This window comes from Legionella sp. ST3F1 (genome assembly GCF_048553315.1).
Taxonomy (GTDB): domain Bacteria; phylum Pseudomonadota; class Gammaproteobacteria; order Legionellales; family Legionellaceae; genus Tatlockia; species Tatlockia donaldsonii.
In genome coordinates, this window is record NZ_JBLZIO010000005.1 from 124,036 (window position 1) to 142,054 (window position 18,019).

The window sequence follows — 18,019 nt, forward strand, 5'->3', positions numbered from 1 at the left end:
ATTATGTCTTTCTATAATAAACAACTTTATTTCTGCCTTGTTTTTTTGCCTGGTAGAGTGCGCGATCTGCGATTTCAATCAATGCGCTTTGAGTGTCGGCATGTTCGGGCATCATAGCAATGCCAAAAGAAGCCGTGATTCTTTCGAGTAATTTCCCCTGAAAGGAAATTTCTAATTTACCAATCTCTTGGCGCAGTTGATCGATTCGCCCAAAAACCTCTTCGGCGCTATTAACTTCAACTAACAAGAGCAGGATTTCTTCGCCACCATAGCGGCAAACAATATCGGTTTCTCTAATATTGCGTGCTAATAAATTAGCGACCTCAATTAAGACGATATCGCCTGCTTCATGCCCATAACTGTCATTGATTTTTTTAAAGTGATCAAGATCCATCATGACTATTGCCAAGTTGTTATTTTGCCGTTTTGCACGTTGTAATTCTCTGGCAAAAAATTCTTCCAGGTAGGAGCGATTGTATAAATTGGTGAGTGGATCTCTAATGGCGCGCATTTTTATACTCACATGCAATTTAATATTTGAGAGGGATAGTGCTATCGATTCGGCAATGCTAATAATTAATTGTTCATGGTTCTCCACGAGTTGCCGAAACTCTTTTTCATTAAGGTGTTGGCTATTTAGAAATTCAAGGTACAGCAGACCTATGTTTTCATTTTGTGCTTGCAGCGGTATACAGACATAACAGGGTATGGGTTTAACTGCTTTCACATGCTGGCATGGAATACTTTGCCCAGAGTTATAATAATGATAAATTTGCCCACGTCTGATAGCCCAGCATTGTTCGGTACCGATTATTTTTTCTTCTATGATAGGCTTGCCCCAACCTGCCACACAGTCCATATAATTTTTAGAAGGATGGGCTAAATATAAACTACCTGCAGTGGCGGGTAAGATCTTTTGCCCATAAATTGCAATAGGTTCTAAAGTTTCCTCAACATTTAAACACATTTGCAACGTACTGCTTAATTGATTGAGCAGATACACAGCATGATTCCTTTGCCTGGTTTCTTCTATGTTTTTTGTTAGTTGTGTGTTGGTTCTTTCCATCTCTTTTTCTATTTTTAAACGTTCCGTCACATTTCTTGCAATTTGTGAGGCGCCAATGAGTACATTGTCTGCATTATGAATGGGGCTATAAGTAATTTCATAACTGTTACGTGTCAGTTTTGAATCACCCAACTCTTCAATAATGGAAAATTTTTTATTGCTGAGTGCTTTTTTCCATAGAGTAATCTGGTTGGTTTGTTCAGCAGGAAGATGTTGTAAAAGATCGTTTAAATTGTCACCCAGGGAAATGGATTTACCAAAAAGTTGCAGAAAATCCTGGGCGTAGGAAGGATTAAAGGCGATCAAATTATAATTGTTGTCAATTGCAGCAATAGAATCATTTGTTCCGCTAATGATGCCTTTGAGTTGATCTTCTGCCTGTTTTCTTCTCTGAATAAGTTTAACGGTGCGCGAAAATTGTATATTAAATATTCCAAGGAACAAAAAAAACAGAACAAAGGTCAGGGTATTGGTCATTTTGATATAGCTAAGCGCTGCATCGCTGGTTTTTTGCAGCTCATCATCTCTTGCGTTTAGCAGGGATTTTTCTGTATTAATCATAGTAAAGATGACTGTTTGAAGCTCGTGCAGTAAAGTACCTCTATGGTTGCTTAATAGGTCTTCAGCCGCTTCTTCCCCTTTTTTCTGATAAATCGCAATAACGGAATTACTGAAATGAATGCGCTCTTTTAATAGAGTGCTTAAATGGTTCAAGCGTTCAAGTTGTTTCGGATTATCTTTAACGAGTCGTTTAAGATTTTGTACTTTTGTTGAAGCGGCAGCGCTGGCATTATTCAATGCTTGCACAGAGTTGGCATCACCAGTAATGACATAGCCTCTCGTATACACGCTAATTTCTAGAATATTACCCCATAAGTCATTAATCGCGCTAATTAGCTCTTGTGTATGTAATACCCATTGTTTGGTATTAAGCAGGTGCTGGATCTGTACATAAGACGAAACATTAACGCCTATTTGTAAGAAGAATAGAATTAATAAAAAAAGATTTAATAAAACCCTTTGATTAAAATTTTTCATGGCATTTAGTTTCAGGCTCTTACTACAGTTTAGTCTTATTAGAAATAAACCATCAAGAGAAATTAAAAAAACGATGTATGCAACGGAGCATGTTTTCTATTGGTAATAACTAAAAAGCCATAAAGATTAAAAGGTCAGTTGGCGAGGATTGCAGTTTAAATTTTTTTAATCAGGTAGCAGCCTATGCAATTATTGGCATGCCCTAGACGTTCGTATTCAACTGCAAAACCCAGTGTCTGATACCAGGCATAAGCTGGCCATTCCTTGAGGGTAAAAACAGTGACGGCTTTGCATCCTTTGTTTGTAGCCCATTCTTCTGCTTTGGTAACCAGGGCTTTCCCATAACCCTGATTGCGGAACCGCTCATCAACCCACAGCCCCCCAATTTCTGCCGGACCAAAATTGTCGAAGCCGGAAATAGCAGCGATAATTTTGTTGTCGTTATCGTAGGCTGCAAAAAAATACCCACCTGTACCGGCCATACCTTGTTGGGCCGCGTAGTGGTTGATCCCATGATAAATGGTGCCATGATCTTCTTCGCTGGGATTCTCAATAAATACGATCGATTCAATAGCCATTTTATGCTCTTAAAATTCCAAGGCTATCTTCATTTCGCTTTTAGCTTCTTGAAAAAGCCGGGATAAACTAAACTAAGATAATATCTTTATAGCGAATAAAAGCGAATGTAGATGATGCCTCAGGAACCGATCAAACACAAAATTGTTATTGTAGGTGGTGGTGCAGGAGGACTGGAGTTAGCAACTCGGCTTGGTAAAAAACTGGGTAAAAAGCATAAAGCGGATATTACGCTTGTTGATGAAACATCCACTCACGTATGGAAACCTTTATTACACGAAGTGGCTGCAGGTTCTCTCGATTCTAATATTGATCAAATTAATTACTATGCCCATGCCTCTAACCATTATTATCATTTCCAGCCAGGAAAAATGATAGATTTGGATCGAGAAAGTAAAGTGATCATGATCGCCCCCTTACTCGATGAGCAGGGTAAAGCGATTATTCCATCAAGGACACTGCATTATGATTCGCTGATTTTTGCTGTAGGCAGCCGCTCTAATAGTTTTGGTGTACCTGGAGTGGGTGAGTTTTGCTTAACGATCGATGATCTCGAGCAGGCAAATGTGTTTCAAAAAAAATATCTCAATAAAATTTTATCGATTAATTATTTTCCCAACTCCCCACCAAAACCCCTTAATATTGTCATTGTAGGAGCGGGTGCTACAGGGGTGGAGCTTGCAGCAGAATTACATCACTCACTCACACAAGTTCAAGCGTATGAACTCGATAACTCAGCAATAAAATTAGCTCAAATTACACTGATTGAATCCTCCAGTCGTATCCTGTCAGGACTGCCAGAAGGAGTCACCGACTCGGTCTGTAAGAAGATGGAGTCACTCGGGATGAAGGTTTACACCAACACGAAAGTGATTCAAGTGCAGGCAAATGGACTTCACACCGAAAAAGGCGAATTTATCCCGGCTGATCTCTGTGTCTGGGCAGCTGGTATAAAAGCCCCCGATTTTTTAAATAAAATAGCAGGTCTGGAAACGGATCCTATTAATCGCCTCATGATTAAACCAACTCTGCAAACGACGCGGGATGACCGTATTTTTGCTATCGGTGATTGTGCGCATTTAATGGATCCCAATACTGGTTTTCCGATGCCTGCGAGAGCGCAAACAGCGCATCAGCAAGCCAGTTTTTTAGCCGATAGATTCAACGCTGAATTTTCCGGCCATAAACCAAAGAGCGTATTTCAATATCGCGATCGAGGTTCTATCGTTGCCCTGGCCTGTTATGGCGCTTATGGCCATTTGACCAGTTTTTCCAAATTCCAGCATTTTATCAGTGGTAAGGTTGCGCTTTATACTTATCGGAGTTTATATTTTTATCATTTAGCAACTTTATATGGTTTTTGGCCTGCCTTATGGTTGAAACGTGCCCGTAAGCAATTATTAAAGATAAGGCCTCGGTTAAAATTGCACTTTAGTAAATATTAATTCGCGAATAAATAGAAACCAATATTCTGTAATTGAGTTTGGTAAAATTGTCTGTTTTTGTTATTTCACTTAGAATGCGCATATCGAATGCGTAGCAGGTTTTCTTTATGTCTGATTTTTACCAGGATTTTACTAAAAGGCGAACTTTCGCCATTATTTCTCACCCGGATGCCGGTAAAACAACCGTGACGGAAAAATTGTTGTTATTCGGAGGTGCAATTCAGCTGGCCGGAACCGTAAAAGGGCGCAAAGCAGATAGGCATGCGACTTCTGATTGGATGGAGATGGAAAAAGAAAGGGGTATTTCCATTACCACGTCAGTGATGCAATTTGTCCATAACCACCATGTGATGAATTTGCTGGATACACCAGGCCACGAAGATTTTTCCGAAGATACCTACCGTACACTGACTGCCGTTGATTCCGCACTAATGGTTATCGATGTGGCAAAAGGGGTAGAAGACAGAACCGTTAAATTAATGGAAGTTTGTCGTTTGCGTGATACCCCTATTATGACCTTTATTAATAAATTGGACCGTGAAGGGCGAGAGCCGATCAGTTTGCTTGATGAAGTAGAAACTGTTTTGGGCATTCAATGCGCTCCAGTAACCTGGCCGGTGGGAATGGGTAAACGCTTTAAAGGGATCTACCATCTTTATCAGGATACGGTTTATCTCTATGAGCCCGGTAAAAATACACAAAAGCAAGAGGCGATGCAGATTAAAGGGTTAGATAACCCGCAGCTGGATCAACTCCTGGGTCAAACGGCACAAGAATTACGTGATGAAATTGAATTGGTCAAAGGGGCTTCTCACGAATTTAATCTGGCTGATTATTTGGCTGGAAAAATGACGCCGGTCTATTTTGGTTCAGCGATTAATAATTTTGGTATTAAAGAATTATTGGATGATTTTGCCAAATATGCCCCAGGCCCTATGCCACGTGAGACTGTTGAGCGGGTGGTAGAGCCGCAAGAAGAGGCTTTCACAGGCTTTGTATTTAAAATTCAGGCCAATATGGATCCTAAACACCGTGACCGCATTGCCTTCTTACGTATTTGCTCTGGAACCTTTAAAAAGGGAATGAAGTTAAGCCATTTACGCCTGGGCAAAGAAGTGCAAATTGCCAATGCGTTGACCTTTATGGCTGGTGACCGCAGCCATGCGGAATTGGCGATGGCAGGTGATATTATCGGTTTGCATAACCATGGCACAATTCGTATTGGCGACACGTTTAGTCAAGGCGAACTGTTGAAATTTACAGGTATCCCTAATTTTGCCCCTGAACTGTTTCGCTTGGTACGTCTGAAAGATCCTTTAAAAAGTAAAGCGTTGCTCAAGGGGTTGATTGAATTGTCTGAAGAGGGGGCGACCCAGATATTTCGACCACTCAACTCTAACCAATTAATTCTCGGTGCTGTTGGGGTTCTTCAATTTGATGTGGTCGCGCATCGTTTGAAGCACGAATACAAAGTAGATTGCGTCTATGAGGCAGTGAATGTCAGTTGTGCTCGTTGGGTTTATAGCGAGGATGACAAGGCAATGACTGAATTTCGTACTAAGGCTCACGACTACCTGGCGCTGGATGGCAGTGATTCTCTCATGTATCTGGCTCCTACCAAAGTGAATCTGACCATGGCACAGGAGCGTTATCCGAAAATTCATTTTTCGGCAACGCGTGAACATTAATTGATCATGTGGTAATCTAGCGCGGCTAATTTGGACTTTTATTAACGGAATATGAATTTTACGGGCTTGCCTTAATAATCCCTTAAGGTTTCCTAACTAGTATTAACAGCATTGCTTTAGACGTTTTCAGGTGTAAAACATGGCCAAGATTAAATTTAGAGAAACTCCCTTTATCAGAAACATTTTAGGTATTTATGATCATGAGCGTGCTATGGCTAGCATGAGCTCAAGCATTGTCATCAATGATGCTCCCCAAGGATGGCTTTACACCTTTGGAATAACGAATAAAGAGTGTTTTATTGATGGCCTGGAGCAGCCTAAAGCCGGTGGCCTTTCTGATGTTTATCGACGTATTTCAGAGAGTAATCCTGAAAAGGGAGTAAAAAGAAACTGCGAATTTTTTAATTTTGTTTACAATACTTGCTACCAATACATCACGGATAACCAAACACGTTATTTTGGCCGTGCTGATTTGACCGATATTTCCCATGGCAAAGTGTTTGCCATGATCTTGATTGCCCATCTTTGTCAAAAAGCAATGAACCTTCCTGAGGAAGAACAGGATAAATACCGTTTAAGAATTTATAAGTTCACCGTTGAGCTAATGAAAAATGAGGATATCCGCAGATCCTCCAGTGTAGATGGTGAGATGCTTAGTTGTATGACTGCGCTTGATAACATTTGTATTGCTCACCAGAAACAGCCGGCACAAGAAGAAGATGCCATTGAAAAGCTGTTTTTAGAGGTTGGAAAGACGATTGGCACCATGGAGGAGATACTTCTTCGGGTTGATCAATATACCTTGCCTTTAATTACTGGCCAGGAAGGAATCAGTGGGGATCAACTACGCAGTTATTATACCAGAGCAGAAGATATTACCCTTACTCTTAAGCAACAAGGGGTTTTAAATAATCCTTTGGTTGTTGAGTTGTACCGTAAGCCCCATGACAAATATACGGAAGAAGGCGGTTATAAAGACCTCTATGCTGGATTGGCTTATGATTTAAGTGCAGCGGAGGATAATTCCTTTTTGTTAAAGCACTTTGATCAAGGTCAGAAGGAAAATTTTATTCGCCTGTTGCAACTACGTGATAGATTGCAGGTTTTAAAGTCCGAGCTCGACAGGCTTTACAAATTTACGAAGACCAATCAAATCACTTATTTAAATGATTTTCTTTACCTTGTTGATCCTTATCTGAAAGAAATGCACCGCGTTAGAGGGGAGTTGCAAGCTTGTGCAGAACGTTTTGATGCCGATTGCAGCAGGGTTTATCGTGCTCGCCAGGAAGACAAAAGTTGGTTTCAAGAGGCTAGAAGACAATGGGAAAAAATCTATTATAACAAAGATTTTCTTGATGGCTTAAGAAGTGGTATTGTCGCATTAGCGCATAATATTGCCTCTACCTTCGCAAGGATTCCTTTCGATCGTTTTAATGCTTTGGAGGCACGAAGTGTTGAAGCGGGAGAAGTTGTTGAGCGTGGTGAAGTTCTATTTGGTGCTGATTTTAGTAAGGCAAAAAGTAACTTTCAGAAAGCAATAGCGACTGCACAACAATCTGAATTGAATAGACAGGCTGAGTTAATTTTAATTAAGCAGCAGGATATTTCTGAAGAATATGACCATCTGATAAAAAAGGCTGAAGCGTCTTCTGATCCGCATAGAGAGCGATTAATCGAATTACTGAAACACCGTAAAAAAATCATCGACGACATGATCAAGGCAATGATGCAACAGGCCCGCGATGTCGAAGAAAGCGGAATTGTTGACGAAGATGATTTTGTGGTCATTGAGCACAGTGGCGTTACGCTCGGTATGATGGAAATCGAGCATCAGTCAGGGAGTTTTTTCCAACTCATTCGTAACTATTTAGCCTCTCCCTCTACCGCTGCTTTTGAAAAATTAAAACTGGAGCTTGAGGAAAGCAAAGCCCGACTGGCAGAAGTAGAAGAAACCGTTAAGGCAAAAGACGAGCTTATTAGTGCCAAAGATAGAGAAATTGTAGTCTTGAGAAGTGATGTAGAAGAGCGTGATAGAAAAGTTTCTGCGTTTCAAGAGCGTTTTCAAGTTGTGAACGGAGTTACGGCTACCTTGTTGGGTTTAAAAAGCCCCGAGTTAGTAGAGAAATTATTAACCGATGATGTAATAAACGTAGATGGCCTTGCTCTTCCTGAGGCTAAAAAACTGCACAACGTATTGGTTAATTATTCGAACATTATTAAGCAAGGATTCAATTATGAAAAAGCCTATGCTGATAATGCGAGTCGATACGAAATTACCCGGTTTTTCTCTCACAATGAGAACGGTAAAAAACATGCGAAGCTGGTCATGGCCGATTGGCAGGCTCATTTAATAGCTCTTTTAAAGCACCACGTAGAGCAGGCTCTCATAAAAAATGACAATAAAGTGGATGAAGCGTTTATTACAGAGTTATCTGCCAGGCTTTCGGAAGTCATCGGAGCCTCAATTGATCACTTGGTGATTGACGAGAAGTACAGCAGTTATAAACAACACTCTTACCGTAATTATTTATATCATTTCCATCAGCAAATAGTTGACTCACACCATACAAAGATCGACCTGGCTCAGGAGCCTGCAGCGATTTTAAGTGCGGATGAGGTGGAAGAAGTTGTTGATGCAGCTTTTGATGAAAAAACTTTGCGTGACTTTAGTAAGAGTCTTTATCCTCAGCAAAAAGTCGAAGACCAGCAACCAACAAGCTCCTGGCTTCCCAGGATATTCTAAAGTATCGTAAATAAATAAAAGGGGAGTTTGATACTCCCCTTTTTTTATGTTTACTTAGTTTGACCGCATCTCCCACAAAATATCGTATTGTTGTGGAATAACACACATTCTTTTAAGTAGAGCAATGGGCTTTGACCAGATACGAACCCTGGTTAATTAGTTTTACTTTCGCGCCAGAGTCGGCACTAATCGTTATTTTTTCCCCATGATGAATAACCATGGACTCCCTGGCTCCTTTTTCAAAAAGTTTGCCATTAATTTTTGCTTTTTTATTAATCATTTCTGCATACAGTTCAGTATGAGAGCCTTCAATGTGGGTCGTGCAAATAGCTGTAATTGTCCAAAACCAAGAGTTTGCGAAGACTACGGGTTCATTGGGAGCTAGTCGATATTCAATACTGACACCTGGTGAAGTAGCATACATATAATTCATTGCTAGGGTTTTTGCGCTAAATAGTGCACCGGCACATAGTAAACTACAACCGATTTTTCGCAGCATAAAAATTGTCTCCTAAATGACACACAAAAATACCATAACGTGATTTTCCCAACATGGCAATTTAAGCCATGCCCCTATAAAGGCTTATATCAAGAGTCGCAGAGGTATACAACTATTGAAATAAGTGATCGAATAAAAGTTTTACAGGATTGATAATTGGCAGTCTGTTTAATGCTTAAGACTGCCTTTCCGGTTAAATTTCAGCCAAGGCTTTGGCAATTGACTCCGTCATGGTCTTTGCATCTCCAAAGAGCATGTAGGTGTTGTCGCGGAAAAATAGATCATTTTCCACACCGGCGTAGCCGGGTGAAAGACTGCGTTTTACAAATAAAACAGTTTTAGCCTTTTCAACTTCCAAAACAGGCATGCCATAAATAGGTGAGTTGGGATCGGTTTTGGCAGCAGGGTTGGTGATGTCATTAGCACCGATAACAAAGGCAACATCACAGGTAGCGAAGTCACGATTAATCTCACTTTGCTCAAAGACTCTATCGTAAGGGATATTGGCTTCTGCCAGGAGCACATTCATATGGCCAGGCATACGACCAGCGACTGGATGAATGGCAAAGCGAACTCGAATTGAATGTGCCTCAAGTGCGCTGACCAGCTCTTTTACGGCATGCTGAGCATGGGCAACCGCCATACCATAGCCGGGAACAATAATGACATCTCTAGCATTGCTTAACAAGAACGCTGCATCTTCGCCGTTGGCTTGTCTAACTTGCTGTGATTCATGGTGGGCTGAGCCACTGCTGACGGTGCCTGCATTTTTTAAACCACCAAAAATGACGTTAATAATTGAGCGATTCATACCGACACACATGATATAACTCAAAATGGCCCCGCTCGCACCCACTAAAGCACCCGTGATGACCAACAGATGGTTACTCAGCGTAAAACCGATACCGGCTGCTGCCCATCCCGAATAGGAGTTCAGCATGGAAATAACTACCGGCATATCAGCACCACCGATAGGGATGATTAACAAAAAGCCAATCAAGAAAGACAAGAGTGCGAGTAAGCAAAATGTATGGAAGGGTTGTGCGACAATAAAAAAGATAAACAAGCCAAGAATAGCCAAACCAATGAGGATGTTAAGCGCTTTTTGTCCTGGAAAACGAACGGGTTGTCCTGACATCCAGCCTTGTAGTTTCAAAAATGCGATAATCGAACCAGAAAAGGTGATGGCACCGATAATTAAACCCAGGCTCATTTCTACCAGACTTGCTTTTTCAATGTTTCCCGGGGTACCGATATTAAATGAGTGAGGGGATAAAAAGGCACAGAATGCTACAAGGACGGCAGCCAAACCCACTAAGGAGTGAAAACCAGCCACCAATTGGGGGATAGCGGTCATATTGATTTTTAGGGCGATAAAAGTACCGACAACACCGCCAGCCAGGATTAATGCAATAAGCAACCAATGATGATTCATAGAAGGCATCATCAGGGTAGCAATAATGGCGAGAGCCATCCCAAAAATTCCCAGCAGGTTACCTCGCCTTGCAGAAGACGGGCTTGCTAAACCTTTAAGAGCCAAAATAAAGCATACTGCTGCAATCAGATAAAAAAAAGGAAACAATGAAGTCATATTATCATCCTTAATAAGGCATTATTTTTTTGAGCTTTTATACATCAGCAACATGCGTTGAGTAACCACAAAACCACCAAAAATATTAATGGCAGTGATAAAAATCCCAATACCGCCAAGCCAGGTAATCGTACCTGTTAATTGGCTGCCCGCAGCAATCAAGGCGCCAAGAATAATGATACTGGAGATCGCGTTGGTCACAGACATCAACGGTGTATGCAGGGCAGGGGTTACCTTCCAAACCACGTAGTAGCCGACAAAACAGGCCAGGATAAAAATAGTCAGAATAGCGATATAGGGATTACTGAGCGTATTAATACCAGTCATATTAGTTCTCCTTAACCGTTTGGAAGGGGAGGTAGTTACCCTCATGGCAGAGCAGGGCTTGTTTAATAATTTCATCCTCCCCGCTAAAAGTAAGTACAGGTGGTGTAGATGGCAGCAGAAGGCGAATCAAATTAACCAGATTGGTAGCATATAACTCGCTGGCTGTTGCTGGGACAAGACCGGCTACGTTGCTGTAACCGACTAAAGTCACTTCACCATGTTTAATGATTTTGTCACGTTTGCTCAGTTCGCAGTTACCACCGCGAGCGGTTGCCAAATCAACAATAATAGAACCTGGCTTCATCCCTTCTACCGTTTTTTTAGTCAGCAAAACAGGCGCTTTCCGGCCGGGAATTAACGCTGTGGAAACAATGATATCAGACTGCCTGGCGTATTGATCAATCAGTTCGGCCTGCCGGCGTTTGTAGTCTTCACTGGTTTCTCCCGCATAGCCGCCACTGGTCTCGCTGTCTTCTTCACTGACTTCAATAAATTCGGCACCTAAACTTTCTACCTGTTCTTTCGCCGCCCGGCGAACGTCAAAGGCATAAACGACCGCACCCAAACGCTTGGCAGTAGCGATGGCTTGCAAGCCTGCAACGCCTGCACCCAGGATTAGGATCTTGGCTGGATGAATCATTCCAGCAGCAGTCATCATCATGGGGATAGCGCGATTAAAATGGTTGACTCCTTCAAGTACTGCACGATAACCAGCTAAATTGGCCTGGGAAGATAAACTATCCATACTTTGTGCACGACTGATGCGGGGGATGAGATTCATTGAAAAAGCACTCACTTTTTCTTTACAGCACCAAGTCAATAGTTCGCCTTCTTCTTCATTATCAAGAGGGCCAATGACTAAAGAACCAGCAGGTAAGCCTTGCAAATCTTTTGGAGAGGGTTCATTGACCGTGACAAGGATCTTGGTCTTTTTCAGGAGGTCTTTTTTATCGGCGACAATAGTAGCGCCAGCTTCTTCATAGTCAGCATCACTAAAGCCAGATGCTTTGCCAGCACCTGCTTCACAAGTGACCTCAAGACCAAGTTTCAAATAGTGTTTTACTGCATTAGGGGTAATGGCCACCCGGGTATCACTGTTACTTTCGTTTAAAGCCGCGATAATCATCGAAACATCCCTTTACCTTAGATGGGATCTATCCTATTGGAATCTGTTTGATATTGCTAGCATTTCAATAGCTGTTCTTGTGGAATTTGCTCATGGCTGCATTATCTTTTGCTTGCCAGAAAAAATTCTTTGTAACCTAATGCCTCCATCGCCGGTCATTATTGAGAATTAATTTTATTTACTCTAAAGTAAGCACTATTGGAGCAAGCCAATCGATGGAATATGGAAATTCTCGCCTTTTTTGCCGGGATAGCTTTTGCTTATACAAAGTCTATCTATCCCTTGTTATTAATTGTCGCTGCCTTATTTTTAAGAGCGCATTGGTCGCTTATCGTTTGGTTTTTAACGGCTATTCTGTGGGTGCTTTTTCATCAACTCTGGATTGCTGATCGGGGAATGCCTGAGCAGTTGGTTATTGCCAAAGCGGTACTGCAGGGCAGGGTAATCTCTGTTCCTGCCATTAGTCCGGGTAAAGCACAATTTCAATTTGCTGCAACCCGTTTGGATAATAAGCCAGTACAAGTTACTCTGTTGTTATCCTGTTACCAACGCTGCCCCATTTTTAAACTTGGACAGGTTTGGCAATTGCAGGCCAAATTGAGAAAACCAGCCAATTTAGGTAATCCTGGCCACTTTGATTATGTCAGTTCGCTCGATGTACGCCATATCCACTGGACCGGTTATATTAAGCTTAAACCATTGCCACCCAAGCGTCTTGAACAAAGAGCGCACCCAGAGCGTTTACTTAATTTACGTCATCATTTAGCGGACTCAATGGCGCAGTTAATGCCTAAAGGTCATGCCTTGGGTATTTTACAAGCACTAACGTTGGGAATAACGGTTAATGTGGATAAGCAGCAATGGGATTTATTTCGCCGTACCGGAACGACGCATTTAATGGTTATCTCCGGTTCCCACATTGGTTTGGTGGCCGGTTTAACCTATTGGTTGATAAAATGGTTGTGGTCGCGCGCCAGTCGCCTTTGCCTTTATTGGCCGGCGCTTCAGGTTGCTTCTGTGGTTGCTTTTTGTATGGCGCTTGTTTATGCCTTGTTGGCGGGTTTTTCTGCGTCGACACAGCGCGCGCTGGTTGCCTGTTTTTTTCTTTTTTTACGTCATTTCCTAAGCCAGCGTTTTACGGTCTGGCAAGCCTGGCGTTATGCCTTGCTTGCCGTTTTGCTATTTGAACCCCATGCCGTCTTAATGCCTGGATTTTATTTATCATTTATAGCGGTGGCAATCTTGATTCTCGTTACCCAGCGTTTTCCTTTTAAGGGAGTCAAACAAGGCCTGTGTTTGCAATTAGCTTGTCTGCTAGGTTTGATGCCGCTCACTTTGTATTGGTTTTCCTATGGGGCAGTGAATGGATTGGCAGCCAATTTATTAGCGATTCCCTGGATTGAGTTTGTCATTGTGCCCCTTGCTTTAGTGACAATGCTGGTGACGCAATGGCTTGCTTTACCGGTCTTGGTGATGCCTGTTTATTGGGCAACAGAAGGATTGCTTTATTATTTACGATGGATTGATTCCTTTGCCTGGCTCAATCTGGATTTTTCTTTTACGCAACTGCTTTCGCCTTTGGCATTAATGGCAGCAATGGGCCTGTTACTGTTATTACCCATTAGAACCATTCTGCCTGCTGCACTTGTCCTGGGACTTGCGGGGCTTTTTCCTGCTTATCCACGTGTGAAGGAAGGCGATGCATGGATTGATGTTTTAGATGTAGGCCAGGGTTTGGCTGTTGTAGTGAATACGGCCAGGCATACCCTTGTTTATGATACGGGTGTGAAATTTTACAGAGGGGGCGATATGGGAAAACTGGCGATTATTCCCTATCTCAATACCTTGGGAGTCACCAAACTTGATAAAGTCATTATTAGCCACCCTGATTTGGATCATCGCGGTGGCTTGCCCTCTTTGCAGGCAAACTATCCCATCGGAGAACTGGTAGTGGACCGGGTCGCTTTTTATAAACAGGGGACTACTTGCCATCATTATCCAGCCTGGCAATGGGATGGGGTTTTCTTTCGTTTTTTTACAGTTGTGAAGGCTTTTAAAGACAAAAATAATACCTCCTGTGTTCTTCAGATAAGCAATAAGAAGGGAAAAGTTTTATTGACTGGCGATATTGAAAAAGCAGGTGAAGAGGATCTGCGCAGCACTTACGGCAAACAATTGCGCTCGACGGTGTTAGTCGTGCCGCATCATGGCAGTAAAACCTCTTCCTCAGCTGCTTTTATACAACAGGTGTCACCACAATACGCAATCATCTCAGCCGGTTTTGATAATCGCTACCATTTTCCCCATCAACAAACGATTAATACGTTACAGAAAAATAAGGTGAAAATTTATAATACTGCCGATTGTGGTATGGTAACGATCAAGCTACATCAAGATACTAGTGGTATTAAGTTTTCCTGTTACAAGGGATGAGAAGGTCAGTGAATGCCCTGTATTTATCCAATACTCGTTGACAACAAAATATACATACTATAGCATCATCGCAATTAATTTTATTCTTGGATTTTTACTCATGGTGCGCATAGCTATTTTTTTATTGTGTATTTTTTCTACGCTTGTAGTTAATGCGAGTACCACCTGTAAGTTCCATGAATGTGTAGCCGTCGTTGATGCAGGAAGCACCGGTTCCCGGTTACATATTTATACCTATGACGTTGATCAAACAAACTCTCCAATTAATATCAAGGAATTATGGTCAAAAAAAATTAAGCCCGGTATTGCTACCATCGAGGCTAACCAGGCAACCATGGATGCTTATCTCACCACCTTGTTTAGTGGTGCTCCGGAAGAAAATTTAGAGGTTTATTTTTATGCCACGGCGGGTATGCGTCTCCTGCCGCAACCTAAACAACATCAATTGTACGTTTTGTTAAGACAATGGTTTAGTACGCACCATGAATGGCAACTGCGTAATTCCAGAACAATTACTGGCAGTGAAGAGGGGATCTTTGGCTGGTTAGCAGTGAACTACCAGTTGGGAGTGCTTAGCAATGCGGCTAAGGAAAAAGCAGTGGGTGTGATGGATATGGGTGGTGCTTCCGTGCAAATTATTTTCCCGGTGAAAACTGCGGAAGGATTAAGCAAAAAAGATGTGCGTGAATTTAGCCTTTATGGCCGTCATTTGATTTTATTTGTCCACAGCTTTCTCGGTTTGGGCCAAACCGAAGTCGCGCATCAATATCTCGATACGGCCGCTTGTTTTTCTGAGGATTATGAGTTGCCAAAAGGGATGCCTGCCGCTGGTGATGCCTACTCCTGCAAAGAAGCAGTGTCTCCTTTAATAACGGGTGTGCACCATGTTGACAGTATTGTACAGCCCACTATGCAGGCTAATCCAGTAGACCAGTGGTTTGTCCTTGGGGGAACAGCCGAGCTTGCACAAAGTAAGCCCTTTGCTTTTAAAAGGCAGCAATTCACTAACCAATCGTTGCTGAGTCAAGCGGATGCTCAGATTTGTCACCAGCGCTGGGGGAGTTTAAGCAATCAATACCCGGGAAATGATTTTCTCTATGGTTATTGTTTATTCCCTGCTTACTACTATGCGTTGATGGTAGATGGTTATGGGCTCCATCCACAAGAACCAGTCAATTTCCTGTCTGCCAATCAGAGCGGTGACTGGACGTTGGGTGTGGTTTTACACGAGCATAGTGCCTAATCCGTTTCTCCACAGGGTCTGTTGCCATTTCTATTCGTTAGGCCGAAAAGCTAGCGAATGGCAGTAGACCCTTGCCGTATATGGAAGCAGGAGAGACTAAAGACCATCTTGCTTCGCTAACTTCAGCAAGTATATACTTTCGCATGATTGCCGTTGTAGCTCAGTCGGTAGAGCACTTGATTCGTAATCAATAGGTCCGCGGTTCGATTCCGCGCAACGGCATTGAGTTTTTGATGAGTATTGCTCTACGTGGGGCACTGGTGGGGCACTAATAAATAACAAATCACAATAAAGATCATTCTTGCTGATCCTTTAGCATCGCTAAAGCTTTTGTAATTGGAATAAAACCTTGACTGATAGTGGACTTGTCATTTTTTTCTGGTCCTACAATTGCTATACCAATTACCTCATTGTTAGCATTTAGTACTGGACCACCGCTGATACCGTGTGTAATTGGAATATCTACTAACCATACATCAAAACCATGCAGTTTTTTTTTCTGAGTTATTTTTCCATTATCGCAATGACACTCATCACCAAGGTTATAATCTGGAAACCCGAATAGCTTAATCTCTACTCCACGTTTTAATTTTGAATCGTCACCTAATTTAAGTGGTGTTATATCTTGAAAGTTATCATTTAATGTAAATATTGCTATATCGTCTTTTTGTGAAGTTTTAAATAAAGTTGTTTTTCTTTTTTTATCTATTTCGTTGAATCTAAAAAACTCAATTAAACAGCTATTTTCTTCATTAATATCTTCTATAACATGATAAGCGGTAACTAAACCGAGTTGTTCGACTAAAAAGGCGGTTCCTTGAGCAATGCCTATATGATTTTCTAAAATAAAAACACTTTCTGATAGAATATCATCCAAGGATTTTTTTAGATTTTCATCTGGAACGCCAATAAGACAACTATATTTATAACGAATTTTTCTATATATCTCATCATTAATGCCTCGCACCATCCCTATATAATTGATCCTACCGCGTATAACTTGCTTAAAAAAAAGTGATTCATTGTTGTTAATTCTGTTCTTATCGTAATTGTTATAGTCTTTTTCTATGTATTTACTTAGATATTCTTTCGCAGCTTGCTCTAATCCATATTTATCCCAAGCGTAAAGCATCGAGCGAGTTTTAATTATATAACTTCTATGTATATTTAATTTTTGATTAACCGTTATACCTGTGACTTGCTGTCTTTGAGTCTTATTTTGTAGTCGTACCTTGTTCTGATTAATTTCAAAACCATTTTTCTCTATTACTTCCCTTAATTTTATGCCCGGCACTATTTCTTTAGCTTTATTAAAATACAAAATATCTTTTGGAAAATTACGCTTGTTACAAGAAAAAGAAAATGTAACATCATCTGCATATCTTGTTACGGAGCATTTATTTTCAAAAGATAGCTTAAACAAATCATTATCTAGTTTAAAAGAAATGATGTTTGTTAATACAGGCGAGGTAGGCGCACCCTGTGGCAGTCGATTATTATGGCAACATATATGCGCTAAAACAGTAGCTACTTCATATGTAAACGCAAATAAGTCACTCATAAATAAGTTCCTTATTCTTCCAAAGTGTATAGAGTGAAAGAAGTCCTTAAAGTCTATATTAAAAATATATCTTTTATTGATATGCTGAGTAGCATTTGTGACTATACTTTTTCCGCAGATAAATCCATGAGCATTTTTTCTAGGGTTATAGATTTTATTGAATTCTAAAGATAGCTTACGCTGAATTGCTTTCAATATTGGCTTAGGGGCATCAATTGTTCTATCTTCTCCACTTTTTTTTGGGATGATGAATGTTACATAAAGGCGATTTGTGTTTGGATAAATCAAAGAAGAAAGTTTCTTATAGTCCATCCCTAAAAAATGGGATAAATCTTTAACTGTTCGGCAGTCCTTGAAATCAATATTATCCATATAATTTGCCCAGTTATTATGGGTGGTAAAAAATTTTTCTTATATAATTAATGCGAGCCCAGTGTAACTATTAATATCGAGCGCATAATAGATAATAACCATCATAAAAATAGCCATCGCAGATAGACAATGGAAAGTTAATTCATACCACCCATTTAAAATTAAAGTTCAGATTAATGAATAATTCAAATTATTATAATAATAGATCCACAGTTATACCTTATTAATGCAGGAAGTAGATTAATCAAATTCGCACAAGAGTCTTATAGAAGAGTCTCAACCTCTAATTGACAGAAGTAGATTTTTATTTT

Annotated in this window: 12 protein-coding genes and 1 tRNA gene; 6 read left to right on the top strand and 7 right to left on the bottom strand. The window is 40.9% G+C overall.

The genetic code is table 11. From position 1 onward, the window contains the following. Nucleotide 1: 1 nt before the first annotated feature. Together ACN4Z1_RS05580 and ACN4Z1_RS05585 are read right to left on the bottom strand one after the other, a co-directional pair. The gene (locus ACN4Z1_RS05580; protein ID WP_419388033.1) at nt 2-2,104 is read right to left on the bottom strand and encodes a diguanylate cyclase; all 2,103 of its coding nucleotides are present in this window, start codon (nt 2,102-2,104) and stop codon (nt 2-4) included. A gap of 155 nt (nt 2,105-2,259) precedes the next feature. Further along, nucleotides 2,260-2,682, bottom strand: coding sequence for a GNAT family N-acetyltransferase (locus tag ACN4Z1_RS05585; protein WP_419388032.1), 423 nt, complete (start codon nt 2,680-2,682; stop codon nt 2,260-2,262). 111 nt (nt 2,683-2,793) lie between these two features. Here ACN4Z1_RS05585 and ACN4Z1_RS05590 point away from each other — a divergent pair, with 111 nt between their 5' ends. The 3 genes from ACN4Z1_RS05590 (at nt 2,794) to ACN4Z1_RS05600 (ending at nt 8,556) form a co-directional block, all read left to right on the top strand. After that, nucleotides 2,794-4,125 carry an NAD(P)/FAD-dependent oxidoreductase gene (locus tag ACN4Z1_RS05590; RefSeq protein WP_419388031.1) on the top strand — a complete coding sequence of 444 codons (1,332 nt, stop codon included), beginning with the start codon at nt 2,794-2,796 and terminating at the stop codon, nt 4,123-4,125. 107 nt (nt 4,126-4,232) lie between these two features. Further along, nucleotides 4,233-5,813 carry a peptide chain release factor 3 gene (locus ACN4Z1_RS05595; RefSeq protein ID WP_228364330.1) on the top strand — a complete coding sequence of 527 codons (1,581 nt, stop codon included), beginning with the start codon at nt 4,233-4,235 and terminating at the stop codon, nt 5,811-5,813. 139 nt (nt 5,814-5,952) lie between these two features. Next, nucleotides 5,953-8,556 (top strand): hypothetical protein, encoded by a 2,604-nt coding sequence (locus ACN4Z1_RS05600; protein ID WP_419388030.1) that lies wholly within the window; start codon nt 5,953-5,955, stop codon nt 8,554-8,556. Between the two features lie 112 nt (nt 8,557-8,668). On the opposite strand, the gene ACN4Z1_RS05605 is transcribed toward ACN4Z1_RS05600, so the two are convergent. From ACN4Z1_RS05605 to ACN4Z1_RS05620, 4 genes are all read right to left on the bottom strand, one after another. Further along, nucleotides 8,669-9,055 (bottom strand): hypothetical protein, encoded by a 387-nt coding sequence (locus ACN4Z1_RS05605; RefSeq protein ID WP_115220943.1) that lies wholly within the window; start codon nt 9,053-9,055, stop codon nt 8,669-8,671. A gap of 193 nt (nt 9,056-9,248) precedes the next feature. Beyond that, complete coding sequence (locus ACN4Z1_RS05610; protein WP_228364328.1) at nt 9,249-10,646, bottom strand: NAD(P)(+) transhydrogenase (Re/Si-specific) subunit beta; 1,398 nt, start codon at nt 10,644-10,646, stop codon at nt 9,249-9,251. Between the two features lie 21 nt (nt 10,647-10,667). Continuing rightward, on the bottom strand, nt 10,668-10,973 hold the full coding sequence (locus tag ACN4Z1_RS05615) for a proton-translocating transhydrogenase family protein (protein ID WP_058443603.1): 306 nt from the start codon (nt 10,971-10,973) through the stop codon (nt 10,668-10,670). A 1-nt stretch (nt 10,974) separates the two neighbouring features. After that, nucleotides 10,975-12,099, bottom strand: coding sequence for a Re/Si-specific NAD(P)(+) transhydrogenase subunit alpha (locus ACN4Z1_RS05620; protein WP_419388029.1), 1,125 nt, complete (start codon nt 12,097-12,099; stop codon nt 10,975-10,977). Between the two features lie 222 nt (nt 12,100-12,321). Between ACN4Z1_RS05620 and ACN4Z1_RS05625 the strand changes: the two genes are divergently transcribed. The 3 genes from ACN4Z1_RS05625 (at nt 12,322) to ACN4Z1_RS05635 (ending at nt 15,997) form a co-directional block, all read left to right on the top strand. Further along, on the top strand, nt 12,322-14,532 hold the full coding sequence (locus ACN4Z1_RS05625) for a DNA internalization-related competence protein ComEC/Rec2 (RefSeq protein ID WP_419388028.1): 2,211 nt from the start codon (nt 12,322-12,324) through the stop codon (nt 14,530-14,532). A 100-nt stretch (nt 14,533-14,632) separates the two neighbouring features. Further along, nucleotides 14,633-15,775: a multidrug DMT transporter permease gene (locus tag ACN4Z1_RS05630; protein ID WP_419388027.1), complete on the top strand. Its 1,143-nt coding sequence runs from the start codon at nt 14,633-14,635 to the stop codon at nt 15,773-15,775. Between the two features lie 149 nt (nt 15,776-15,924). Next, nucleotides 15,925-15,997 (top strand) — tRNA-Thr (locus ACN4Z1_RS05635). A 73-nt stretch (nt 15,998-16,070) separates the two neighbouring features. Here ACN4Z1_RS05635 and ACN4Z1_RS05640 read toward each other — a convergent pair. After that, nucleotides 16,071-17,708 (bottom strand): reverse transcriptase domain-containing protein, encoded by a 1,638-nt coding sequence (locus tag ACN4Z1_RS05640; RefSeq protein ID WP_228364324.1) that lies wholly within the window; start codon nt 17,706-17,708, stop codon nt 16,071-16,073. Between the last annotated feature and the right edge of the window lie 311 nt (nt 17,709-18,019).